General features: G+C 71.4%; 24 protein-coding genes. 3 read left to right on the top strand and 21 right to left on the bottom strand.

Annotated features, from left to right (window positions below):
• Positions 1-22 precede the first annotated feature (22 nt).
• From coaBC to pyrR, 12 genes are all read right to left on the bottom strand, one after another.
• Positions 23-1249, bottom strand: coding sequence for a bifunctional phosphopantothenoylcysteine decarboxylase/phosphopantothenate--cysteine ligase CoaBC (gene coaBC / locus Vgi01_RS21940; protein WP_204292209.1), 1227 nt, complete (start codon positions 1247-1249; stop codon positions 23-25).
• A 14-nt stretch (positions 1250-1263) separates the two neighbouring features.
• A complete protein-coding gene (rpoZ, locus tag Vgi01_RS21935; protein WP_007075826.1) occupies positions 1264-1527 on the bottom strand; it encodes a DNA-directed RNA polymerase subunit omega in 264 nt (87 codons plus the stop codon).
• A gap of 50 nt (positions 1528-1577) precedes the next feature.
• A complete protein-coding gene (locus Vgi01_RS21930) occupies positions 1578-2111 on the bottom strand; it encodes a nucleoside/nucleotide kinase family protein (protein ID WP_102658454.1) in 534 nt (177 codons plus the stop codon).
• Positions 2112-2136: 25 nt separating this feature from the next.
• Positions 2137-2454: an integration host factor, actinobacterial type gene (gene mihF, locus Vgi01_RS21925; RefSeq protein WP_007458370.1), complete on the bottom strand. Its 318-nt coding sequence runs from the start codon at positions 2452-2454 to the stop codon at positions 2137-2139.
• A 171-nt stretch (positions 2455-2625) separates the two neighbouring features.
• Positions 2626-3462: an orotidine-5'-phosphate decarboxylase gene (gene pyrF, locus Vgi01_RS21920; RefSeq protein ID WP_102658455.1), complete on the bottom strand. Its 837-nt coding sequence runs from the start codon at positions 3460-3462 to the stop codon at positions 2626-2628.
• A 73-nt stretch (positions 3463-3535) separates the two neighbouring features.
• A complete protein-coding gene (locus tag Vgi01_RS21915) occupies positions 3536-4810 on the bottom strand; it encodes an adenosylmethionine--8-amino-7-oxononanoate transaminase (RefSeq protein WP_204292208.1) in 1275 nt (424 codons plus the stop codon).
• Between the two features lie 141 nt (positions 4811-4951).
• Entirely contained in the window at positions 4952-5992 is a 1041-nt protein-coding gene (locus Vgi01_RS21910; protein ID WP_102658486.1) for a quinone-dependent dihydroorotate dehydrogenase, read from the bottom strand.
• 57 nt (positions 5993-6049) lie between these two features.
• Positions 6050-9418, bottom strand: a complete 3369-nt coding sequence (carB, locus tag Vgi01_RS21905; protein ID WP_102658457.1) for a carbamoyl-phosphate synthase large subunit — start codon at positions 9416-9418, stop codon at positions 6050-6052.
• On the bottom strand, positions 9411-10574 hold the full coding sequence (carA, locus tag Vgi01_RS21900) for a glutamine-hydrolyzing carbamoyl-phosphate synthase small subunit (protein ID WP_204292207.1): 1164 nt from the start codon (positions 10572-10574) through the stop codon (positions 9411-9413). The genes carB and carA overlap by 8 nt, the downstream gene beginning before the upstream one ends.
• Positions 10571-11902 (bottom strand): dihydroorotase, encoded by a 1332-nt coding sequence (locus Vgi01_RS21895; protein WP_013732777.1) that lies wholly within the window; start codon positions 11900-11902, stop codon positions 10571-10573. The genes carA and Vgi01_RS21895 overlap by 4 nt, the downstream gene beginning before the upstream one ends.
• Positions 11899-12825: an aspartate carbamoyltransferase catalytic subunit gene (locus Vgi01_RS21890; protein ID WP_013732776.1), complete on the bottom strand. Its 927-nt coding sequence runs from the start codon at positions 12823-12825 to the stop codon at positions 11899-11901. The genes Vgi01_RS21895 and Vgi01_RS21890 overlap by 4 nt, the downstream gene beginning before the upstream one ends.
• Positions 12822-13409 carry a bifunctional pyr operon transcriptional regulator/uracil phosphoribosyltransferase PyrR gene (gene pyrR / locus Vgi01_RS21885; protein WP_043720330.1) on the bottom strand — a complete coding sequence of 196 codons (588 nt, stop codon included), beginning with the start codon at positions 13407-13409 and terminating at the stop codon, positions 12822-12824. The genes Vgi01_RS21890 and pyrR overlap by 4 nt, the downstream gene beginning before the upstream one ends.
• Positions 13410-13726: 317 nt before the next feature.
• On the opposite strand from pyrR, the gene bldD reads away from it, so the two are divergent.
• On the top strand, positions 13727-14215 hold the full coding sequence (gene bldD, locus Vgi01_RS21880) for a transcriptional regulator BldD (protein ID WP_007458348.1): 489 nt from the start codon (positions 13727-13729) through the stop codon (positions 14213-14215).
• Between the two features lie 99 nt (positions 14216-14314).
• On the opposite strand, the gene nusB is transcribed toward bldD, so the two are convergent.
• The 4 genes from nusB to aroB form a co-directional block, all read right to left on the bottom strand.
• On the bottom strand, positions 14315-14725 hold the full coding sequence (nusB, locus tag Vgi01_RS21875; protein ID WP_199180211.1) for a transcription antitermination factor NusB: 411 nt from the start codon (positions 14723-14725) through the stop codon (positions 14315-14317).
• Positions 14726-14748: 23 nt separating this feature from the next.
• A complete protein-coding gene (gene efp, locus Vgi01_RS21870) occupies positions 14749-15306 on the bottom strand; it encodes an elongation factor P (protein WP_102658460.1) in 558 nt (185 codons plus the stop codon).
• A gap of 395 nt (positions 15307-15701) precedes the next feature.
• Positions 15702-16142, bottom strand: coding sequence for a type II 3-dehydroquinate dehydratase (gene aroQ / locus Vgi01_RS21865; RefSeq protein ID WP_013732771.1), 441 nt, complete (start codon positions 16140-16142; stop codon positions 15702-15704).
• A gap of 51 nt (positions 16143-16193) precedes the next feature.
• Complete coding sequence (gene aroB, locus Vgi01_RS21860) at positions 16194-17270, bottom strand: 3-dehydroquinate synthase (protein ID WP_126712535.1); 1077 nt, start codon at positions 17268-17270, stop codon at positions 16194-16196.
• Between the two features lie 128 nt (positions 17271-17398).
• On the opposite strand from aroB, the gene Vgi01_RS21855 reads away from it, so the two are divergent.
• Both Vgi01_RS21855 and Vgi01_RS21850 read left to right on the top strand, forming a co-directional pair.
• Positions 17399-17941 (top strand): DUF2243 domain-containing protein, encoded by a 543-nt coding sequence (locus Vgi01_RS21855; protein ID WP_102658463.1) that lies wholly within the window; start codon positions 17399-17401, stop codon positions 17939-17941.
• Positions 17938-18750 carry a cytochrome c oxidase assembly protein gene (locus Vgi01_RS21850; RefSeq protein WP_126712537.1) on the top strand — a complete coding sequence of 271 codons (813 nt, stop codon included), beginning with the start codon at positions 17938-17940 and terminating at the stop codon, positions 18748-18750. The genes Vgi01_RS21855 and Vgi01_RS21850 overlap by 4 nt, the downstream gene beginning before the upstream one ends.
• A gap of 14 nt (positions 18751-18764) precedes the next feature.
• On the opposite strand, the gene Vgi01_RS21845 is transcribed toward Vgi01_RS21850, so the two are convergent.
• From Vgi01_RS21845 to Vgi01_RS21825, 5 genes are all read right to left on the bottom strand, one after another.
• A complete protein-coding gene (locus Vgi01_RS21845) occupies positions 18765-19280 on the bottom strand; it encodes a shikimate kinase (RefSeq protein WP_013732767.1) in 516 nt (171 codons plus the stop codon).
• A complete protein-coding gene (gene aroC, locus Vgi01_RS21840) occupies positions 19277-20455 on the bottom strand; it encodes a chorismate synthase (protein ID WP_102658487.1) in 1179 nt (392 codons plus the stop codon). The genes Vgi01_RS21845 and aroC overlap by 4 nt, the downstream gene beginning before the upstream one ends.
• Positions 20456-20528: 73 nt before the next feature.
• Complete coding sequence (locus Vgi01_RS21835; protein ID WP_204292206.1) at positions 20529-21449, bottom strand: glycosyltransferase family 2 protein; 921 nt, start codon at positions 21447-21449, stop codon at positions 20529-20531.
• Positions 21446-22129: a glycosyltransferase gene (locus tag Vgi01_RS21830; RefSeq protein WP_239089100.1), complete on the bottom strand. Its 684-nt coding sequence runs from the start codon at positions 22127-22129 to the stop codon at positions 21446-21448. Before Vgi01_RS21830 ends, Vgi01_RS21835 begins: the two co-directional genes overlap by 4 nt.
• Positions 22126-22599 (bottom strand): glycosyltransferase family protein, encoded by a 474-nt coding sequence (locus Vgi01_RS21825; protein ID WP_043720323.1) that lies wholly within the window; start codon positions 22597-22599, stop codon positions 22126-22128. The genes Vgi01_RS21830 and Vgi01_RS21825 overlap by 4 nt, the downstream gene beginning before the upstream one ends.

The following is a 22599-nucleotide window of genomic DNA, read 5'->3' as shown; positions in this document are numbered from 1 at the left end:
GTACGGGTACGTCGATGGTCGTCTAGCGGTCCACCCGTAAGGAGGAGCCTGCTCCCAGCCTAACGACGACCTGATCCCACACCTGGTCGGCGAGATCCTCCTTGGACTGTTCGGCCAGCCGGGTGACCGAACCGTCCACGTCGATCACGGTGGCCGCGTTCGTGTCGGCGCCGAAGACCTTGTCCGGCCCGACCTCGTTGATGACGATGAGGTCGGCCCGTTTCCGGGCGAGCTTGGCCCGGCCGTTGGCCTCGGCGTCGCCGGTCTCGGCGGCGAAGACCACCAGCACCTGCCCCGGCCGCCGGCGCTGACCCAGCTCGGCGGCGATGTCCGGGTTGGTCACCAGCTCGATGGTGGGCGCCAGCCCGTCGTCGGTCTTCTTGATTTTGCCGGGTGCGTAGGTCGCCGGCCGGAAGTCGGCCGGCGCCGCCGCCATCACCACCGCGTCGGCCTCGACCGCGGCCTTCAGCGTGGCGTCCCGCAGCTCGGCGGTGGTGCCCACCCGGACCAGGTCGACCCCGGCCGGATCAGGCAGCGACACGTTCGCCGAGATCAACGTGACCCGGGCGCCACGGGCCACCGCCGAGCGGGCGAACGCGTAGCCCTGTTTGCCGGAGGACCGGTTACCCAGGAAGCGCACCGGATCCAGCGGCTCCCGGGTGCCCCCGGCGGTGACCACCACGCGCCGGCCGGTCAGGTCGGCCGGGGCGGCGACACCCCGGGCCAGAGTCCGGCGGGCGACGGCGAAGATCTCCGCCGGGTCGGGCAGCCGACCCTTGCCGGTGTCGGCCCCGGTGAGCCGTCCCACGGCGGGCTCGATGACCCGCACCCCCCGACGTCGCAGCGTCGCCACGTTCTCGACGGTGGCGGGATGCTCCCACATCTCGGTGTGCATGGCCGGTGCAAGCACCACCGGGCAGCGGGCTGTGAGCAGGGTGTTGGTGAGTAGGTCGTCGGCGATGCCCTGGGCGGCCTTGGCCAGCAGGTCGGCGGTGGTGGGTGCGACCACCACCAGGTCCGCCTGCTGGCCGAGACGCACGTGCGGCACCTCGTGCACGTCGGAGAAGACGTCCTCGGCGACCGGTTGCCCGGACAGCGCGGCCCAGGTCGGCGCGCCGACGAACCGCAGCGCGGCGGCGGTCGGTACGACCCGGACCTGGTGGCCCGACTCGGTGAACAGTCGCAGCAGTTCACACGCCTTGTACGCGGCGATCCCGCCGCCGACCCCGAGGATGATCCGGGCGCTCATCGAACGCGGAACGGTTACGGCTGGTCGGTCGGTTCAGCGGTGAGCAGACCCGCGTTGATCTCACGCATCGCGATGGAGAGCGGCTTCTCCTGAGGGGTGGTCTCGACCAGCGGGCCGACGTACTCGAGCAGACCCTCGCCGAGCTGGCTGTAGTAGGCGTTGACCTGACGCGCACGCTTGGCCGCGAAGATGACCAGGGCGTACTTCGACGTGGTCTTCTCCAGGAGCTCGTCGATCGGCGGGTTGGTGATGCCTTCTGGGTTGGCGATGGATCCCACGGATAACCTCTGCGTCTTTCGCACGGACCGCGCGAACGCGGTGCCGGCGCTCAACCGCGCGGACGCGGCCGGGCCGGAGCCAGGAAGGAAGAACCGATGAATCCTACCAGTTCGTCCACGACCTGCTCAGTGCGGTCGTACGACACGGCGTGGTCGAAGGCCGCCGTCACGGTCGGAGCCGGACTCCGACCGGGTGGGTGAAGCAACACCAGGCGGGCCTGCGGCCAGGCGGCCCGCACCAGCAGCGCCCCGTCCAGGTCCAGGGGCAGCAGGATCGGCACTCCGGCGGCGACGCGGCTGCGCAGCGGGGCGATCTCGGTGCCCCGGCGGTACGCACCGAGCCGGCTCCACTCCAGCAGCTCACCGGCGGCCAGCCGCCGGTCGAACTGCTCAGGGGTCAGGAAATGGCGATCGACCCCGTCGAGCTCGCCCTCACGTCGGGGGCGGGTGGTGACCGGAATCGGCCGCCACACGGACGGAGAACGCGCCCGGACCAACTCGACGACACTCTCCCTACCGGCACCGGATGGGCCAGCCAGGACAGTGAGCCGAGCCGCCGGGCGCGTCTCGTCATCCAAGCTCACTGCTTGTTTCTACACGCAGCCACACTCAGTTGGCGGCGAACTCCCCAAGCAGGGCCTTGCGCTGCTGCTCGCCGAGGCCACGCAGGCGACGGCTGTCGGCGATCTTGAGCTTCTCCATGATCTGGGTGGCCCGGATCTTGCCGATGCCCGGCATCGCCTGCAGCACGGCCGACACCTTGAGCTTGCCGACGACGTCGTCGGACTCGGCCCGTTCGAGAACGGCTCCGAGGGTGGTCTTGCCCTGCTTGAGCTGCTCCTTCAGCTCGGCACGGGCTTTGCGGATCTCCGCAGCCTTCTCCAGCGCGGCTGCGCGCTGCTCGGGGGTCAGTGACGGGAGCGGCACCAGTTCTCCTCAGGTCCCTATCGCGACGGGCGGGACGCACCGCCGCATCTGTGAAACGTGGTGTCGCTGTGAACCAAGGGGTTCCCAGCGCGGGGAAAACTAGCGGTCAACGGAGCTTTCGGCAACGTGGGCGCGCGATGATCACCACAAAGTGACCGAGCCGTCAGTCAGTCATGACAGCTTGAGTGCGGCCCGGCAGTCGGCGACCGTTCGGTCGGCTGCGGCCCGCAGAGCCTCCGGGTCTGGGCCCGCTCCCAACACCTCTCGGGAGTACGACGGCAGCACGGCGGGCAGGCTCGAGCCGAACACGACGCGGAGATCCGCCGCCGTGGCGCCCTGCGCGCCGAGGCCCGGCGCGAGCAACGGACCGTTCATCGCCGACAGGTCGCAGCCGGTCTCGCCGACCGTCGCCCCGACCACCGCACCGATGCTTCCGAGCGGCTCCGCACCGGCGTTGAGCTGGGAAATCTCGTCAATCACGGTCTGCGCGACGGTGCGTCCGTCGGCGGTCGTGGCGCGCTGGACCGAGGCGCCCTCGGGGTTGGAGGTGAGCGCCAGGACGAAGACCCCGCCGCCGTGTTCGGCGGCCAGTTCGAACATGGGGGCCAACGATCCGACCCCCAGGAATGGGCTTGCCGTGATCGCGTCGACATGCATGGGGCTGGATGGGTCGAGGTACGCCGAGGCGTACGCCTGGACCGTCGAGCCGATGTCGCCACGCTTGACGTCGAGGAGAACGAGCGCGCCGCGCTCACGCAACTGTCGGATAGTTGACTCAAGCACCGCCACCCCGTGGGACCCGAATCGTTCGAAGAACGCCGACTGCGGCTTGACCACCGCAACCCGGTCACCGAGGGCGTCGACGACCGTCGCGGCGAAGCGGCGGAGCCCGTCCACGTCGTCGGCCAGACCCCACCGGGCCAGCAGTGCCGGGTGCGGATCGATGCCGACGCAGAGCGGTCCGCGCTCGCGAACGGCCCGATGCAGCCGGGCCCCAAAGCTCTCCATCCGTGCCTTCCTCTCAGTGCTCAATCTGCCCTGTCCGACTACTCAAACTCGGCTCCTGCGGGCTACCGGTTACTCAGGCGACCCGGGCGGCCGCGCCGACAGCCGCCGCGATCCGGGCCAGGTCGGCGTCGTCGGTGACGTACGGCGGCATCGTGTAGATCAGATCCCGGAACGGTCGCAGCCACACCCCCTGGCCCACCGCCGCGGCGGTGGCAGCCGCCATGTCCACCTCGTGGTCGAGTTGCACCACCCCGATGCCGCCGAGCACCCGGACATCGGTCACGCCCGGCAGGCCACGCAACGGCTCCAGACCGGCCCGCAGCTGACGCTGAAGCCTGGCCACCTGCCCGGCCCAGTCCCCCGCCCGCAGCAGCCCCAACGAGGCGTTGGCGACCGCACAGGCGAGCGGATTACCCATGAACGTGGGGCCGTGTGCCAGCACCCCACCCGTACGGATGCCCGCCGCGACCTCGGGGGTGCACAGCGCGGCGGCCAGGGTCAGGTAGCCGCCGGTGAGGGCCTTGCCCACACACATCACGTCCGGAACGACCCCGGCGTGCTCGGCGGCGAACATCGTCCCGGTACGCCCGAACCCGGTGGCGATCTCGTCGAAGATCAGCAGCACCCCGTGCGCCCGGGTCACCTCGCGCAGCACCCTCAGGTAGTGGGGGTGGTGGAACCGCATGCCACCGGCGCCCTGCACCACCGGCTCCACGATCACCGCGGCCAACTCGTCGGCGTGCCGCTGCACCGCGTCGACAAGCGCCGCCTCGTACGCCGGATCGGGGGGTGTGTCGAAGCCACCCGGCGGCACCGGCGCGAAGACCTGCCGGGGCAGCACGTCGCCCCAGAGATGGTGCATCCCGCCCTCGGGGTCGCAGACGCTCATCGGGTGGAACGTGTCCCCGTGGTAGCCACCGCGCCAGGTGCCCAGCCGCCGCCGCTGCGGCCGGCCGGTGGCCCGCTGGTACTGCAGGCACATCTTGATCGCGACCTCGACGCTGACCGAGCCCGAGTCGGCCAGGAACACGTGCTCCAGCCCGTCGGGCGCCAACTCGACGAGCGTGCGGGCCAACTCGACGGCCGGGGCGTGGGTCAACCCGCCGAACATGACGTGGCTCATCCGACCCAACTGGTCGGTCACCGCCGCGTCCAGCACGGGATGCCGGTAGCCGTGGATCGCCGCCCACCACGACGACATCCCGTCGACCAGCTCACGCCCGTCGGCCAGCCGCAGCCGCACCCCCTCGGCCGCCTCCACCAGGTACGGCGGCACAGCCGGCGGCAGGGCCGCGTACGGATGCCAGACGTGCGCGGCGTCGGCGGCGAGCAGTTCCTCCGGAGTCACCAGTTCTCCCCTCCGGCACCCGGTCGTCGGTGCCGCGAACGGCCCGCCCCCGGCGCCCGTCGCTCGTACACCTCCGGTGGGTGAAGCGGGCCGGTCGCGGTCCGTCTCCGGATCCGGCACAGCCCGCCCCACCGTGGTCGGTCATGGTGTGGTGGTGGCTGCCTGCGGTGCGGTCGCCGCCGCCCGGGCGACGGCGCGGGGCAGGGCCGGGCCTCGGTAGATGAAGCCGGTGTAGAGCTGCACCAGGCTGGCGCCGGCGTCGAACATCCGGGCGGCGTCGTCGGGGTGCACGATGCCACCCACCCCGATGATCGGCAGCCGTCCGCCGGTCTCCCGGTGCACGAAGTCGACCACCTGTCGGGCCCGGTCGGTCAGCGGTCGACCGGACAGGCCGCCGGCCTCGCCGGCGCGATGCCGGTCGCTCGGCGCGAGGCCGTCGCGCCCCAGCGTGGTGTTCGTGGCGATCACCCCGGCGGCACCCCGCGCCAGGCACACCTCCAGCAGCTCGGCGATGGCGGGTTCGGTCAGGTCCGGGGCGATCTTCACAAGCACCGGCTTCTCCCCCACCAGCGCGGCGAGCAGCGCGTCCAGGTGATCCCGGTCCTGCAGGGCACGCAGGCCGGGGGTGTTCGGCGAGGAGACGTTTACCGCGAAGTAGTCGCCGTGCCCGCGCAACGCGCGGTACGACGCCTGGTAGTCGGCCACCGCCTCGTCCAGCGGCGTCACCTTGGACTTGCCGAGCGAGATCCCCAGCGGTACGCCCAACGGGCGCGGCAACGCCGCCAGCCGGGCCGCCAGGGCCTCGGCTCCCGCGTTGTTGAAGCCCATCCGGTTGATCACTGCCTCGCTGTCCGGCAGCCGGAACAGCCGCGGCCGGGGGTTGCCCGGCTGCGGGTACGCCGTCACCGTGCCGACCTCGACGAACCCGAAGCCCAACGCCGGCCACGCCGGCAGCGCCGCCCCGTCCTTGTCCATCCCGGCGGCCAGTCCCACCGGGTTCGGAAAGCGCACCCCGAACACGGTCCGGGGTGCGGCCACCGCGTACCGGGCGCGCAGCACCGCCAACGCCCCCGGCGTCCGCGACAGGGCGCTCAACCGCCGCAACGTCCACTCATGGGCCGCCTCGGCGTCGCCGCCACCGATCCGGAACAACCCCCGCCGCACCGTCTGCTCAAACATCACGCCCACCTCCCGGCGCCACCGCCACCAACCCCATGATCGACATGGGTGCAGCGAGGGTCATCGGGAGGTCCGGAGGGTGGCGTGCAGGGCCTGCAGGGGGCGGACCTGCATGTCGCCGCGGATGCGGGCCTCGATGCCCATCACGGCGGCGGCCACCCCGGGCACCGTGGTGACGCAGGGGATGTCCGCCGTGACCGCGGCGCTGCGGATCTCGTAGCCGTCGGAACGGGCGCTGGCACCGGACCCCTGCGGGGTGTTGATCACCAGGGCGATCTGGTTGCTGCGGATCAGCGACACCGCGTCGTCGTCGGCACCGGCCTCGTAGTGCTTGCGGGCAACCTCGCAGGCGATGCCGTGCCGACGCAACACCTCGGCGGTACCGGCCGTCGCGACGATCTCGAAGCCCAGATCCGCCAGCCGCTTCACCGGGAAGATCATGCCGCGCTTGTCCCGGTTCGCCACCGAGACGAAGATCTTGCCCCGGATGGGCAGTGACCCGTACGCGGCCGACTGGGACTTGGCGAAGGCGTGCCCGAAGGCGGTGTCGATGCCCATCACCTCACCCGTCGACTTCATCTCCGGGCCGAGCAGCGAATCCACCCCCTTGCCGGCCGGCGTCCGGAACCGCTTGAACGGCAGGACCGCCTCCTTGACCGCGATCGGGGCGTCCGGCGGCAGGGTGCCACCGTCCCCGGTCGCCGGCAGCATGCCCTCGGCCCGCAGCTCGGCGATGGTCGCCCCGAGGGCGATCCGGGCCGCCGCCTTGGCCAGCGGCACCGCCGTGGCCTTGGAGACGAACGGCACCGTACGCGAGGCGCGCGGGTTGGCCTCCAGCACGTACAACGTGTCGTCCTTCAGCGCGTACTGCACGTTGAGCAGGCCGCGTACGCCGACGCCCCGGGCGATCGCCTCGGTGTACCGGCGGACCTGCGCCACGTGCGAACCGGCCAGGGTGATCGGCGGCAGCGCGCAGGAGGAGTCGCCGGAGTGGATGCCCGCCTCCTCGATGTGCTCCATCACACCGCCGAGATACACCTCCCCGTCGGCGTCGCAGAGCGCGTCCACGTCGATCTCGATGGCGTCGTCGAGGAACCGGTCGACGAGCACCGGGTGGTTCGGGGAGATGTCGGTGGCCCGCCCGATGTAGTCACGCAGGGTGGCATCGTCGTAGACGATCTCCATGCCCCGACCGCCAAGCACGTACGACGGGCGGACCAGCACCGGGTAGCCGATCTCGTCGGCGATCTCCTTCGCCTCCTCGTACGAGGTGGCGGTGCCGTGCTCCGGAGCCCGCAGACCGGCCCGGGCCAGCAGCGACCCGAACGCGCCCCGCTCCTCGGCCAGGTGGATCGACTCCGGGGAGGTGCCGACCACCGGCACCCCGGCGTCCTTGAGCCGCTGCGCCAACCCGAGCGGGGTCTGCCCGCCCAGCTGCACGATCACGCCCACCACGCCGGGCCCACCGGCCTCCCGACCGGAGGTGTCCTCGGCGTGCCAGACCTCCAGCACGTCCTCGAAGGTCAGCGGCTCGAAGTAGAGCCGGTCGGCGGTGTCGTAGTCGGTGGAGACGGTCTCCGGGTTGCAGTTGACCATCACGGTCTCGAACCCGGTGCCGCCGACGCCCGACTGCGCACCGCGCAGCGCCTGGACCGCGTGCACGCAGGAGTAGTCGAACTCGATGCCCTGCCCGATGCGGTTCGGTCCGGACCCGAGGATCAGCACCTTCGGTCGCGGCGACCCCATCACCTCGGTCTCCGCGTCGTACGACGAGTAGTGGTACGGGGTGGTGGCCTCGAACTCGGCGGCGCAGGTGTCCACCGTCTTGTAGACCGGCCGGATCCCGAGCCGGTGCCGCAGGGTCCGCACGCCGTCCTCGGCGGCCAGTTCGGGCCGCAGCGCGGCCAACTGACGGTCGGACAGGCCGGCCCGCTTGGCCTGGTACAGCAGGTCACCGTCGAGCACCGGCGCGGCCACGATCTCGTTGCGCAGCTCCACCAGCGCGGCGATCTGGTCCACGAACCACGGGTCGATGCCGCCGGAGGCCGCGGTGACCTCGGCGATCGAGGCGCCCAGGCGCAGCGCCCGCTCCACCGTGTAGAGCCTGCCGTCGTGCGGGGTGGCCAACGCGGCGAGGGTGTTCTCCTTTGTCGCGCCCGCCGGGTCGGGCACCGTCCAGAAGCCTGCGGCCCTGGTCTCCATCGACCGCATCGCCTTGTTCAGCGCCTCGGGGAAGTTGCGGCCGAGGCTCATCGCCTCGCCGACGGACTTCATCGTGGTGGTCAGCTCCGGGTCCGCGCCGGGGAACTTCTCGAACGCGAACCGGGGGATCTTCACCACGACGTAGTCCAGCGTCGGCTCGAACGCCGCCGGCGTCTTACGGGTGATGTCGTTGGGGATCTCGTCGAGGGTGTAGCCGATGGCCAGCTTCGCGGCGATCTTCGCGATCGGGAAGCCGGTCGCCTTGGAGGCCAGCGCCGACGAACGGGACACCCGCGGGTTCATCTCGATGACCACGATCCGCCCGTCGGCCGGGTTGATCGCGAACTGGATGTTGCAGCCGCCGGTGTCCACCCCGACCTCGCGCAGCACCGCGATACCCAGGTCACGCAGCTGCTGGAACTCGCGGTCGGTGAGCGTCATGGCCGGTGCCACGGTCACGCTGTCGCCGGTGTGCACACCCATCGGGTCGATGTTCTCGATCGAGCAGACCACCACCACGTTGTCGTGCCGGTCCCGCATGAGTTCGAGCTCGTACTCCTTCCAGCCGAGCACGCTCTCCTCGATCAGCACCTCGTGCACCGGGCTGGCGGCCAGCCCCGCGCCGGCGATGCGCTCCAGGTCCTCGTCGTTGTGCGCCATGCCGGAACCGAGCCCGCCCATGGTGAACGACGGCCGGATCACCACCGGCAGACCCAGGTCGGCAACGGTCTCGCGGACCTCGTCCATCGAGTGGCACACCCGCGAGCGGGGCACCAGGCCCTCCGGGTCGGCCACCTCGAGCCGTACGCCCGCCTTGGCCACGATCTCCTTGAACAGCTGCCGGTCCTCGCCGCGGCGGATCGCGTCGATGTTCGCGCCGATCAGCTCGACCCCGTACTTCTCCAGCACCCCGGCCTCGTGCAACGCGACCGCGGTGTTCAGCGCGGTCTGCCCGCCGAGGGTCGGCAGCACCGCGTCCGGCCGCTCCTTGGCGATGACCAGCTCGACGAACTCCGGGGTGATCGGCTCGACGTACGTGGCGTCGGCGAACTCCGGGTCGGTCATGATCGTGGCCGGGTTCGAGTTGACCAGGCTGACCCGGATCCCCTCGCTGCGCAGCACCCGGCACGCCTGGGTGCCGGAGTAGTCGAACTCGCAGGCCTGCCCGATGACGATCGGCCCTGAGCCGATCACCAGAATGTGCTTGAGATCGCTCCGCTTAGGCATTGCTGTGTCCCTTGTTGTGGGTCCGACCCTCGATCAGTTCGGCGAAACGGTCGAAGAGGTAGTCCGCGTCGTGCGGGCCGGACGCCGCCTCCGGGTGGTACTGGACGGTGAACGCGGGCACGTCCAGGGCCCGCAGCCCCTCGACCACGTTGTCGTTGAGGCAGACGTGGCTGACCTGCACACCGCCGAACTCGGTCTCGATGACCGTGTCGGGCACCGTCGCGCCGGGCGTGACGCCGGGCACCTGCACGGCGAAGCCGTGGTTGTGGCTGGTCACCTCGACCTTGCCGGTCATCCGGTCCAGCACCGGCTGGTTGATGCCGCGGTGGCCGTAGTCGAGCTTGTAGGTGCCGAAGCCGAGCGCCCGACCGAGGATCTGGCTGCCGAAGCAGATGCCGAACAGCGGCACCTTGCGGCGCAGCACCTCACGGGCCAGCTTCACCGGCCCGTCGGCGGTGGCCGGGTCACCCGGACCGGGCGAGAAGAAGATCGCGTCCGCGCCGGTGGCCAGCAGATCGTCGATGGTCGCGGTGACCGGCAGCACGTGGGTGGTCACACCCCGGGCGGCGAGCCGACGCGGCACGTTGCGCTTGATGCCCAGATCCAACGCGGCCACCGTGAACCGGTGCTCGCCCTCGGCGGCCACCACGTAGGGCACGGTGGTGGTCACCTCGGCGGACAGGTCCGCGCCCACCATCTGCGGCGACTGGCGGACCCGGGCCAGCAGGGCGCGCGGGTCGTCGTCGATGCTGGAGATGCCGACCCGCATCGCGCCACGCTCGCGCAGGTGCCGGGTCAACGCCCGGGTGTCCACCCCGCTGATGCCGACGATGCCCTCGGTGGCCAGCCGGTCCTCCAGCCCGCCGGTGGCGCGCCAGTTCGAGCTGATCCGGGCCGGGTCACGCACCACGTAACCGGCCACCCAGATCCGCCGGGACTCGTCGTCCTCGGCGTTGACACCGGTGTTGCCGACGTGCGGGACGGTCTGCACCACGACCTGCCGGTGGTACGACGGGTCGGTAAGCGTCTCCTGATAACCGGTCATCCCGGTGTTGAAGACCGCCTCACCGAAGGTCTCCCCGACACTGCCGTACGCCTCACCATGAAACGTGCGCCCGTCCTCCAGGACGAGAATCGCTGGACGCCTACGACTCACTTGACTGCCTTTCCGTCCAGGACCGTCGCCTCGCCACGCAGGAAGGTCGCCACGATGCGACCCGGCAGCGTCATCCGGGCGTACGGGGTGTTGCGGCTGCGACTTGCCGACTCAGCCGGGTCGATCAGCCGGCGGCTCGCCGGGTCGACCAGGGTCAGGTTGGCCGGAACTCCGGGGGCGGGATCACGGCCGTGCTCGGTCAGCCCGGCGATGCGGGCCGGGGTGCGCGACATCCGCTCGGCGATCATGTCCCATTCGGGGCCGAGTACGTCGAGCGCGATCGACAGCGCCGTCTCCAGCCCGAGCATGCCCGGCCGGGCGTACGCCCACTCGCACTCCTTGTCCTCCACGGCGTGCGGGGCGTGGTCGGTGGCGATGATGTCGATCACGCCGTCGACCAGCGCGGCCCGCAGGGCGGCGACGTCGGCGGCGGTACGCAGCGGCGGGTTGACCTTGTACACCGGGTCGTACGCCCCGGCCGGGTGCCAGGTGTCCGCGATGGCGGGGCTGGCGAGTTCGTTGCTGCCGCCGACGACCGAGTCGGTGAGCAGCAGGTGGTGCGGGGTCACCTCGGCGGTGACCCGTACGCCGCGCGCCTTGGCCTGACGCAGCACCTCGACGCTGCCGGCGGTGGAGACGTGGCAGACGTGCAGCCGGCCGCCGACGTGCTCGGTCAGCAGCACGTCCCGGGCGATGATCGCCTCCTCGGCCACCGCCGGCCAGCCGGTCAGGCCCAGCCGGGTGGAGACCTCACCCTCGTGCATCTGCGCGCCCTCGGTGAGCCGGGGCTCCTCGGCGTGCTGGGCGATGATCCCGTCGAACGCCTTGACGTACTCCAGGGCGCGGCGCATCAGCCTCGGGTCGGCGACGCAGTGCCCGTCGTCGGAGAAGATCCGCACCCGGGCGGCCGAGTCGGCCATCGCGCCCAGCTCGGCGAGGCGCTCGCCGGCCAGCCCGACGGTGACCGCGCCGATCGGCTGCACGTCGACCAGCCCGGCCTCCCGACCGAGCCGCCAGACCTGCTCGACCACCCCGGCGGTGTCGGCCACCGGCGAGGTGTTCGCCATCGCGCAGACCGCGGTGTAGCCGCCCAGCGCCGCCGCCCGGGAACCCGTCTCGACGGTCTCGGCGTCCTCCCGGCCCGGCTCGCGCAGGTGGGTGTGCAGGTCGACCAGGCCGGGCAGGGCCACCAGCCCGTCGGCGTCGATCACGACTGCGTCCGGCGCGGACAGCCCCCGACCCACCTCGGCGACCACGCCGTCGCGCAGCAGCAGGTCGGTCGGTGCCGCGCCGAGCACGCTGACGTTTCTGATCAGGTACGAGTTCACCGGTTGTTTCCCCCGAGCAGCAGGTAGAGGACGGCCATCCGTACGGAGACTCCGTTGGTGACCTGTTCGACGATGGTGGAGCGGGGCGAGTCGGCGACCTCCGGGGTGATCTCCATGCCCCGGTTCATCGGACCGGGGTGCATGACGATCGCGTGCTCCGGCAACCGGCGCATGCGGGCGCCGTCGAGACCGTAGCGGCGGGCGTACTCGCGGGCGGACGGGAAGTAGGAGTCGCCCATCCGCTCCCGTTGCACCCGCAGCATCATCACCACGTCCGTCGACGGCAGCACCGCGTCGAGGTCGTAGCAGACGGCGGTGCCGGGAGCCAGGGCGGCGGCGATGTCGACCGGGATGAGGGTGGGCGGCCCGACCAGGGTGACCTTCGCGCCGAGGGTGGACAGCAGCAGCACGTTCGACCGGGCCACCCGCGAGTGCAGCACGTCCCCGACGACCGCGACCGACAGACCGGCCAGCCGGCCCATCCGGGAGCGCATCGTGTACGCGTCCAGCAGCGCCTGGGTGGGATGCTCGTGGGTGCCGTCACCGGCGTTGACCACCGAACCGTCGACCCAGTCGGCGAGCCGGTGCGGGGCGCCGGAGGCCGGGTGCCGGACGACCACCGCGTCGGCGCCCATCGCCTGCAGGGTCAGCGCGGTGTCCTTGAGGCTCTCGCCCTTGGCGACGCTGGACCCCTTGGCCGAGAAGTTGATCACGTCGGCGCTGAGCCGCTTCGCCGCCGCCTCGAAGGAGATCCGGGTCCGGGTGGAGTCCTCGTAGAAGAGGTTGACCACCGTACGTCCGCGCAGCGCGGGCAGCTTCTTGACCTCGCGGCCGGAGACGGCGGCCATCTCGGCCGCGGTGTCCAGGATCTGGATGGCGGTGTCGGCGTCGAGATCGGCGCCGGAGAGCAGGTGCCTGATCATGAAAGCGCGGCCTCCCCGTAGAGCCGTACCTCGTCGACGCCGTCGGTCTCGGCCAGCGTCACCTTCACACTCTCGGCGAGGGCGGTCGGGATGTTCTTGCCGACGTAGTCGGCGCGGATCGGCAACTGCCGGTGGCCCCGGTCGACCAGGACCGCCAACTGCACGGACGACGGACGTCCGAGGTCGCTCAGCGCGTCGAGGGCGGCGCGCACCGTACGGCCGGAGAAGAGCACGTCGTCGACGAGGATCACCCGCATGCCGTCGATCCCGCCCGGCGGCACCTGGGTCGGACCGACCGCCCGGGTGGCGTTGCGACGCAGGTCGTCGCGGTAGAGGGTGATGTCGAGCACACCGACCGGCACCGCGGTGCCCTCGAAGGCGTTGATCCGCTCGGCGAGGCGTCGCGCCAGCGGGGCGCCTCGGGTCGGCACTCCGAGCAGTACGGTGTCCGCCGCGCCCTGGGTCTTCTCCAGGATCTGGTGGGCGATCCGGTCGACGACACGTTGCACCTCGGCACTGGTCAGAATCACCTTCACCGAGGGTTGTCGCGGTGGCGACGGGTGGGCAGCCGGTGGGCAGGCCACGGCGGACCTCCTTCCCCGCCTCACGGGACGGGTCGTTAAAGGATGTCGGATCCCCCCAGGTCAGCCGGGTACGGCCGGCGGGAGGGCTTGGGCCACGTTACCAGTGGTCGTTGCCGTAACCACGGTCGGGCACGAGTGGCTCAGACCACGTCGGGGAGAGACCGGTCGGCGTATCGGTTCAGCGGGCAGAACGGGACAAGTCGACCGGGGTGTTCAACTGAGGTATCGCCACCACTTGACCACGTTTACGAATCCCCGTACCGTCACGCTCCGTAGCGATCGCTGGGAGAACCCCGAGCAGCACTGGGAGTGTCCGAATGCCCTCTGAATACGCCAAGTCTCTGGGCGCCCGTCTGCGCTCCATTCGCCAGCAGCAGGGTCTGTCCCTGCAGGGCGTGGAGGAGAAGTCGAACGGGCGTTGGAAGGCGGTTGTGGTCGGCTCGTACGAGCGCGGTGACCGGGCCGTCACGGTGTCCCGCCTGGCCGAGTTGGCCGAGTTCTACCGCGTACCGGTCTCGGAGTTGCTGCCCGACGGCAGCGGGGTGCGGCACGAGCCCACCAGCAAGATCGTCTTGGACCTGGAGCGGCTCTACGACGAGGCCAGCGAGGACCTCGCCTACGTCGCCCGGTACGCCCGCGCCATCCAGCAGCAGCGCGGCGACTACAACGGCCGGGTCCTGTCGATCCGCGCCGACGACCTGCGGGCCCTCGCGATCGTCTACGACGCCTCGCCCTCCGGCCTGATCGAGCGGTTGACCGAGCACGGCGTGCTGGTCGCCGACCCCCGGGCGTTCTTCGCTTCCTGAATTCCCAGCAACGAAAGGCCCGCGCCGGACGGCGCGGGCCTTTTCGTTTCGTCGCACTCCCCGACGGCCACCGCAAGCGGTGGCCCGCATCGGAGCCGATCAGCGGGTGGCGTACTCGGCGATGCGGCCGAGCAGACCGTTGAGGAAGCGAGGCGAGTCGTCGGTCGACATCTGCCGAGCCAGTTCGACGGCCTCACTGATCGCCACCGCGTCGTCGATCTCGTCGACGTAGAGCAGTTCGTAGACCGCGATCCGGGCGAGGTTGCGGTCGACCACCGGCATCCGGTCCAGCGTCCAACCCTCGGCGTAGCTGGCGATCAGCTCGTCGATCCGGTCGAGATGACCGGCCACGCCCTCGACCAGGCCGACCGCGTACCCGAGGTGGTCGGGGCGCGGCTTCTCGATCCGCTCGATGTAGCCGGCCAACACCTCGACCGGCGGACGATCACGCAGGTCGGCCTCGAAGAGCACGTCCAGCGCCCGCTTGCGCGCCTTGCGGCGCGCGGGCATCTGCTGCTTCGGACCCTCGGCCATCAGGCGCGGCCGAGGTAACGGCCGTCGCGAGTGTCGACCTTGATCTTCTCGCCGGTGGTGATGAAGAGCGGCACCTGCACGGTCGCGCCGGTCTCCACCGTCGCCGGCTTGTTGCCACCGGTGGACCGGTCGCCCTGCAGGCCCGGCTCGGTGTAGGTGATCTCCAGCACGACCGAGGTCGGCAGCTCGACGTAGAGCGGCACGCTCTCGTGCGTCGCCACGATCGCCTCGGCCTCGGGCAGCAGGTAGTTCGCCGCCTCGCCGACCGTCCCACCGGGCACGGTGATCTGGTCGAACGTCTCCATGTCCATGAAGACGTAGTCCTCGCCGTCGGCGTAGAGGTACTGCATGGTGCGCTTGTCAACGGTCGCGGTCTCGACCTTGGTGCCCGCGTTGAAGGTCTTGTCGACGACCTTGCCGGAGAGCACGTTCTTCAGCGTGGTACGCACGAACGCACCACCCTTACCGGGCTTGACGTGCTGGAACTCAACGACGGCCCAGAGCTCCCCGTCGAGGTTGAGTACCAGGCCGTTCTTCAGGTCGTTGGTGGTGGCCATTTCCTGCCTTGATCGTCATTTGGCGGACAGACCTAGCAAGTCTACTAGCCGCCCTGCGGTACCCCGACCGCCGCCGTCCACGGTCAGTCCGGCCCCACCCGACCCGGACCGCCACCCTCCGTGACACAACCCACCCCACCGCCTCCCCCACCCCGCCCCTTTGCTCTGCTTCAACCCGCGCAACGGTTACGCCCCGTGGCGAAAGCGCGGGACATCTCGCGCCACCCGCAACACGAAGATGCTGCTCATCGACGGTTGCGTGGGTTGAAGCAGAGCAAAGGGCGAAGCGAGGGTACGAGGGACGGAACGGCGGACATCACCGAGCGTGATTGAAGCAGGGGAAGCCGAGCGTAGTGCTCGCCCGGCCGACCGGAGTATGCGTGCCGGCGGGGAGGTCAGCTGCGCTGGTCGCGGCGGGCGGCGAGGTGGTGCAGGGCGAGGCGGTAGCCGTCGACGCCGAGCCCGCAGATCACGCCGGTCGCCACCGCCGAGACCACCGAGCGGTGCCGGAACTCCTCCCGCGCGTGGATGTTGGACAGGTGCACCTCCACCAGCGGCCCGCGCAGCATGGCGCAGGCGTCGCGCACCGCGATGGAGTAATGCGACCAGGCGGCCGGATTGAGCACCACGGCGGCACCCTCGTCCGCGGCGGCGTGCAGCCAGCCGAGCAGTTCGTGCTCGGCGTCGGTCTGCCGCACGACGACGTCCAGGCCCAGGTCTCGTCCCGTCGTCTCGCAGAGTGTGACCAGGTCGGCGTAGCTGGTCGTCCCGTAGACGTCGACCTGGCGGGTGCCCAGCCGGCCCAGGTTCGGCCCATTGAGCACGTACACCTTCATGCTGGTTCGCCTTCCACTCGCGACAGTTCAGCCGCAGAAACCCGCGACGATTCAGCCGGACACCGCGGCGTACGCGGTGTGCAGCAGGTCGTCGTCGGGACCGTCCAGGATCGCCGGTCGGGCCAGCCCGTCGAGCACCACGAACCGCAGCCGGTTGCCTCGGGCCTTCTTGTCGACCCGCATGGCGGACAGCAGCCCGGGCCAGGCGTCGGCCGGGTAACGGGTCGGCAGGTCGAGCGCGGTCAGCACGGCACGGTGCCGGCCGGCGGTGGCCTCGTCCAACCGGCCGGTGAGGCGGGCCAGTTCGGCGGCGTAGACCAGGCCGACCGAGACGGCGTGACCGTGCCGCCAGCGGTACTCCTCGACCTTCTCGATGGCGTGCGCCAGGGTGTGCCCGTAGTTGAGCACCTCGCGTACGCCTGACTCACGCAGGTCTCCGCCGACCACGTCGGCCTTGACCCGGATCGCCCGCTCGATCAGCTCCCGGGCCACCGGCCCGGTCGGATCGACGGCCGCCGCCGGGTCGTTCTCGACCAGTTCGAGGATGACCGGGTCGGTGATGAAGCCACACTTGACCACCTCGGCCAGACCGGCGGCCAGGTCGACCGGCGGCAGGGTGTCAAGCGTGCTGAGGTCCGCCAACACCCCGACCGGCGGGTGGAAGGCGCCGACCAGATTCTTGCCGGCCGTGGTGTTGATGCCGGTCTTGCCGCCCACCGCCGCGTCGACCATGCCCAGCAGCGAGGTGGCCACCGGCACCCAGCGCACCCCGCGAAGCCAGCAGGCGGCCACGAACCCGGCCAGGTCGGTGACCGCGCCGCCGCCCAACCCGACCACCGCGTCGGTACGGGTGAACCCCGCCTCGCCGAGCCGGTCCCAGCAGGCCGCCGCCACGTCGACGTGCTTGCCGGCCTCGGCGTCGGGCACCTCGATCGGCAGCGGTGTCATGCCGGCGGCGCCGAGCCGGTCACCGATGGCGTCGGCCAACTCCTTCAGCGGCGGGGCGTGCAGCACCGCCACCCGGGTGGCATCGGGCAGCAGGCCGGGCAGCGTGTCGAGCAGGCCACGACCGACCAGTACGTCGTACGGCCGTTCGCCGCCGACCGGGATCCGGGTCACGTTGTCCATCGCCGGGAGCCTAGCCCACCGTCGACCGCCTGGACCGGATCCGCTCACCGGTGCCCGATCAATGGAACGGAGGTTTACCGGTTCGTGGACCGGGCAGGGGCACCATCACCAGCTATCCAGGGGGCACCATGACCGAGCGGACGATCGACGGCGCCGACATCCGGCTGCCGGCCACCATCCTCGGCGTCGGGCTCGGCGGTTTCGTCGACGGCATCGTGCTGCACCAGGTGCTCCAGTGGCACCACCTGCTCAGCAACACCGGCGCCGACAACATCGGCATCCGCGAGTACCCGGTGGACACCGTCGCCGGATTGCAGATGAACACCCTGTGGGACGGGCTCTTCCACGTGGTCACCTGGGTGGCGGTGCTGACCGGCCTGGCCATGCTCTACGCCCGGGTGACCCGGTCCCGGGGGCGACTGTGGCGCTCGCCGATGCTGTGGGGCTGGGCGCTGATCGGGTGGGGGCTGTTCAACCTGGTCGAGGGCATCATCGACCACCACATCCTGGCCATCCACCACGTCCGGGCCGGCGAACACCAACTCTGGTGGGACCTCGGCTTCCTCGCCCTGGGCGTCGTGCTGATCATCGTCGGTCTGCTCGTGCAACGCCGCGCCACCGCCGTGGACCTCTGCGCCGACGACACGACCTCGGCGAGCCCACGCCGATGAGCGTGGCGCACACCGCGCAGCACGCCACGACCGTCGGCCCGGCTGTGCTCGTACCCCTGGTGGCGGGTTGGTGTTATCTGGCTGCCGTGTTGCGGCAGCGCGAACCGGACCGGCCGGGCTGGAGCCATTGGCGTACGGCCGCGTTCGCCGCCGGATGTGCGCTGCTCGCCGTCGCCCTGCTGCTGCCGGCCGACGGGTTCGCCGCGCACATGTGGCAGCACCTGCTGCTCGGCATGCTCGCCCCGCTGGGCCTGGTGCTCGGCGCGCCCGGCACTCTGCTGTTGCGGACCGTCGACCGGCGGGTCGGTCGGGCTGCGCTGCGGGCGGCGCGGCATCCGGTGGCGCGCACGCTCGCCCACCCGGTCACCGGCCTGCTGCTCACCGCCGGTGGGCTGTGGCTGCTCTACCTCACCCCGCTGTACCGGGCCACCCTCGCCAGCCCGGTGCTGCACGACCTGGTCAACCTGCACTTCCTGCTCAGCGGGTTGCTGTTCACCTGGTCGATCGCCGGCCCGGAACCGTACCGGCACCGGGCGTCCGTGCCGGTACGGCTGGTGGTGCTCGGCGCCGCGGTCGTCGCGCACGCCAGCCTGGCCCAACTCCTGTACGCAGGGCTGCTTGTCGACGTACCGGCCCCGCCGCAGGCGCTGCGGGCCGGCGCGGCGGTGATGTACTACGGCGGCGATGCGGCCGAGATCCTGCTCGCCCTGGCCCTGCTGGCCAGCTGGCGCCCGCAGCCGCGCCGCGCACCGGCACCGGCCGCCGCGTCAGGCGTTAAAAGGGGACCCCTGCTCTACCTGAGGCGTTAAGAAGGTGCCCTTCCTTACCGCTTGAGCAGGGGGATGATCTCGGCGGCGATCTCCTGCGGAGTGCGGCCGTCGGTCACCACCGTCACGGTCGCCACCTCGGCGTAGAGCGGTCGCCGCTGGTCCATCAGGTGTTTGAGGGTGGCCCGCGGGTTGATCGCCAACAGCGGACGCCCGACACCGAGACCGACCCGCTTCACCGCGTCGGTCAACTCGACCGACAGGTGCACCACCTGGTGACCGACCAGCGCGGCCCGGTTCTCCTCGGCCAGCACCGCGCCACCGCCGAGAGCCAGCACCCCGTCGCAGGAGGCCAGCGCCGCGGCCACCGCCGCCCGTTCGAGGGCACGGAAGTGCTCCTCCCCCTCGTCGACGAAGATCTCCGGGATCGGCTTGCCGGCCAGGCGCTCGATGTCGGCGTCGGTGTCCCGGAACTCGACCCCCAGCTCGGCCGCGAGGACCTCACCGACAGTGGTCTTGCCGGAGCCGGGCGCGCCGACCAGCACGCAGACCGGACGGGTCCGACCGGTCACCGGATCACCAGCGCGTCGAGGTAGCCCGCGAGGTTGCGGCGCATCTCGGCGATCGAGTCGCCGCCGAACTTCTCCACTGCCGCCTCGGCCAGCACCAGCGCCACCATCGCCTCGGCGACGACGGCGGCGGCGGGCACCGCGCAGACGTCGGAGCGCTGGTTGATCGCGGTGGCCGGCTCACCGGTGGTGATGTCGACAGTCGCGAGGGCCCGGTTCAGCGACGAGATCGGCTTCATCGCGGCCTTCACCCGCAGCGGCTCACCGGTGGTGATGCCGCCTTCCAGGCCACCGGCCCGGTCGGTGACCCGACGTACGCCGGTGGCGGTGGGGATGATCTCGTCGTGCGCCTCGGAACCGCGCGAGCGGGCCTGCTGCCAGCCGTCGCCGATCTCCACACCCTTGATCGCCTGGATCGACATCAGCGCGGTGGCCAGCCGGGCGTCGAGCTTGCGGTCCCACTGCACGTGGCTGCCCAGGCCGGGCGGCACGCCGTACGCCAGCACCTCGACCACACCACCGAGGGTGTCGGCGGCCTTCTTCGCGGCGTCGACCTCGGCGACCATCCGGGCGCTGGCCTCCGGGTCGAGGCAGCGCAGCGGGTCGGCGTCGATGCGCTCGGCGTCCTCCGGGCGGGGCCGCAGCCCCGGCTTGACGGCCACCGGGCCCAACTCCACCACGTGCGAGACGATCTCCACGTCGAGGGCTTGGCGCAGCAGCGCCTTGGCCACCGTGCCGACGGCGACCCGGGCGGCGGTCTCCCGCGCGCTGGCCCGCTCCAGGATCGGACGGGCGTCGGTGTGGCCGTACTTCTGCATGCCGGCCAGGTCGGCGTGGCCGGGCCGGGGCCGGGTGAGCGGGGCGTTACGGGCCTGGCGGGCCAGCTCGTCGGCGTCGACCGGGTCGGCGGCCATCACGGTGCGCCACTTGGGCCACTCGGAGTTGCCGACCCGCAGAGCGACCGGGCTGCCCAGTGTCACCCCGTGGCGCAGGCCACCGATGACCTCGACCTCGTCCTGTTCGAAGGACATCCGCGCACCCCGGCCGTAGCCGAGCCGGCGGCGGGCCAACTCGCCGGCGATCTCGGTGGTGGTCACCTCGATCCCGGCCGGCACCCCCTCCAGCAACGCGACGAGGGCGGGTCCGTGCGATTCCCCTGCGGTCAACCAGCGCAACACAGCCATGAGTCTGTCACGCCCGGTGCCCGCCGCACCGCACCGCCCGCCCTGTCCCGCCCTACGGACGTCTGCCTCAGATGCCCCGGCCGCGCTTATGCAGGGTGCGCAGCACGGCGTCGGCGCGGACCACCCGCCCGGCCACCGCCAACGCCAGGTACGCCCGAGGCTCGCGCGGGTTGCGGCGCAGGGTGCGCCGGGCCCACCGCATCGCCCCGCGCCGGTCCCCCGAGGCGGCCCGCGCGAAGGCGATCTGCCCGGTGACCCGGGCCTGACCGGCCGGCTGGGTGGCGAACTCGGGATAGCGCTCCAGCAGCCACTGCAACGCCTCGGAGATGGTGTCCCAGCGCTGCGCGAAGTACGACCGCTTGTGCCAGCGCACCAGCACGTACGGGGTGCGCAGGTTGACCAGCGGGGCGCTGCGGGCGGCCCGCAGCAGGAACTCGTAGTCCTCGGCGTAGCTGCCCGGGATCTCCTCGTCGACCAGCCCGAACCCGTCGCGCAGGGCCGCCGCCCGGATCAGGAAGGTCGACGGGTGCAGTTCGGTCATCCGGTCCCGCAGCAGGTCGGCCAGGCTGATCGAGTCGCGTTCCAGTACCCGCTCGACGGTGTGCCCGTCGTAGCTGACCTGGATGCCGCAGCTGACGAACTCGGCACCGGGCACCGCGTCGAGGGCGTCGACCTGGGCCGCCAGCTTGCCCGGCAGCCACTCGTCGTCGTCGTCGCAGAAGGCGATCAGCTCACCGGTGGCGGCCATGGTGCCGGAGTTGCGGGCCCCGGCCAGCCCGGGGGTGCGGGTGTTTGTCACCACCCGCACCGGCCGGTCCGCTGCCGACAACTCGGCCAGCGACGGGTCCGGCTCGGACTGGTCGTACACCACGACCGTCTCGACCTGCCCCGGATAGTCCTGCCCGACGATGGCCCGTACCGCCGCCCGGAGCAGTTCGGGACGGTCCCGGGTGGGTACGACGGCGGTGACGCTCGGGTACGCGGTCATAGCTTGTGCCTTCCATTCGGGCCGGGCCCGCGCCGCGGCCGCCACCAGGGCCGGTGACGCCGCTGCGCGGCCTCGGCCACCAACTCCTCGACGATCATGCCCACTCGACGCACGGCGGTGCGTTGCGCCTCGGCCGCCTCGGCGTCCACGGTCACCGTGAACCGTCCCGGCTCTGCCAGGCCGGCGGTGAGGGCGTCCCGCAACTCCTGCCGGGTCTCGCAGAGCGCGACCAGGCCTGCCGCACCGAGCCGACGGGCGAACAACTGCTGGTGGTTGTCGACGTGCTCGCCGAGACTCGGGTCCCGGGGCACGACGATCGGCAGGTGCCCGTGCCGGCGGGCCTCCAGGATGGTGGCCGGGCCACCGTGGCAGACCACCAGGGCCGCCCCGGCCATCGCGGTCTGCAACTCGGCGTGCCCGAGGAACGGCACCGCGTCGGGCAGACCCTCGACCCGGGTGTGGCCGTGCTGCACGGTCAGCACCACCTCGTCGGCGACCTCGCCGTACCACTCCCGCAGCCAGCCGACCAGCCGGTCGAAGGGGTGCTTGTCGGTGCCGACCGCCACCAGCAGCTGGGCCCGCCCGACCCGGTTGCCGCCACGGGGCGCCGGGATGTGGGCCGCGGCGGCGTCCGCGGATGCGCCGAACTGCGCGTCGGTGCGCGTCGCCTCGCCGCTCACAGCAGCGTCCCCACGACGGTGGCCTCCGGGTACTGGCGGCGCTGCTCGTCCCATTGCACGAGCATCTTCGACAGGAACGGACGACACAGCCGGGCGGTGAGCGTCGGGGTGTCGATCCGGTCGTAGACCTCGATGTAGACCGTCGGGATGCGGCGCAGCCGGGCCAGCACGACGAACGGCAGCGCCACCCCGGCGCCGGTGGTCACCACCGCGGCGATCCGCCGCCGGCGCAGCACCCGGGCCGCCAGCAGGGCGTTGCGCAGCAGGTTGCGCACGTTACGGGTGGTCGGATGGTAGGCCGGGATCAGGTCCTCGCCGGCCAGCAGGGACACCGCCTCCGGCGTGTCGAAGGTCACCCAGCAGCGTTGCCAGGTCTCGTACCAGGGTTTCAGGGCGAGCAGCTGGGCCAGGTGCCCGCCGCTCGACCCGACCAGCAGTAACTGCTGCCCCACTTTGTCTACGTTGTCCAC

Source organism: Micromonospora gifhornensis (assembly GCF_016863515.1).
Lineage (GTDB): Bacteria > Actinomycetota > Actinomycetes > Mycobacteriales > Micromonosporaceae > Micromonospora > Micromonospora gifhornensis.
This window is presented reverse-complemented; position numbering and strand designations above follow the sequence as displayed.

What these genes read in the sequence shown, in the direction of transcription:
- coaBC (WP_204292209.1), bottom strand. Translation starts at nt 1,249, where the DNA reads ATGAGCGCCCGGATCATCCTCGGGGTCGGCGGCGGGATCGCCGCGTAC.
- pyrF (WP_102658455.1), bottom strand. Translation starts at nt 3,462, where the DNA reads ATGGAGAGCTTTGGGGCCCGGCTGCATCGGGCCGTTCGCGAGCGCGGA.
- carB (WP_102658457.1), bottom strand. Translation starts at nt 9,418, where the DNA reads ATGCCTAAGCGGAGCGATCTCAAGCACATTCTGGTGATCGGCTCAGGG.
- Vgi01_RS21890 (WP_013732776.1), bottom strand. Translation starts at nt 12,825, where the DNA reads ATGATCAGGCACCTGCTCTCCGGCGCCGATCTCGACGCCGACACCGCC.
- bldD (WP_007458348.1), top strand. Translation starts at nt 13,727, where the DNA reads ATGCCCTCTGAATACGCCAAGTCTCTGGGCGCCCGTCTGCGCTCCATT.
- nusB (WP_199180211.1), bottom strand. Translation starts at nt 14,725, where the DNA reads ATGCCCGCGCGCCGCAAGGCGCGCAAGCGGGCGCTGGACGTGCTCTTC.
- efp (WP_102658460.1), bottom strand. Translation starts at nt 15,306, where the DNA reads ATGGCCACCACCAACGACCTGAAGAACGGCCTGGTACTCAACCTCGAC.
- aroQ (WP_013732771.1), bottom strand. Translation starts at nt 16,142, where the DNA reads ATGAAGGTGTACGTGCTCAATGGGCCGAACCTGGGCCGGCTGGGCACC.
- aroB (WP_126712535.1), bottom strand. Translation starts at nt 17,270, where the DNA reads ATGGACAACGTGACCCGGATCCCGGTCGGCGGCGAACGGCCGTACGAC.
- Vgi01_RS21855 (WP_102658463.1), top strand. Translation starts at nt 17,399, where the DNA reads ATGACCGAGCGGACGATCGACGGCGCCGACATCCGGCTGCCGGCCACC.
- Vgi01_RS21850 (WP_126712537.1), top strand. Translation starts at nt 17,938, where the DNA reads ATGAGCGTGGCGCACACCGCGCAGCACGCCACGACCGTCGGCCCGGCT.
- Vgi01_RS21835 (WP_204292206.1), bottom strand. Translation starts at nt 21,449, where the DNA reads ATGACCGCGTACCCGAGCGTCACCGCCGTCGTACCCACCCGGGACCGT.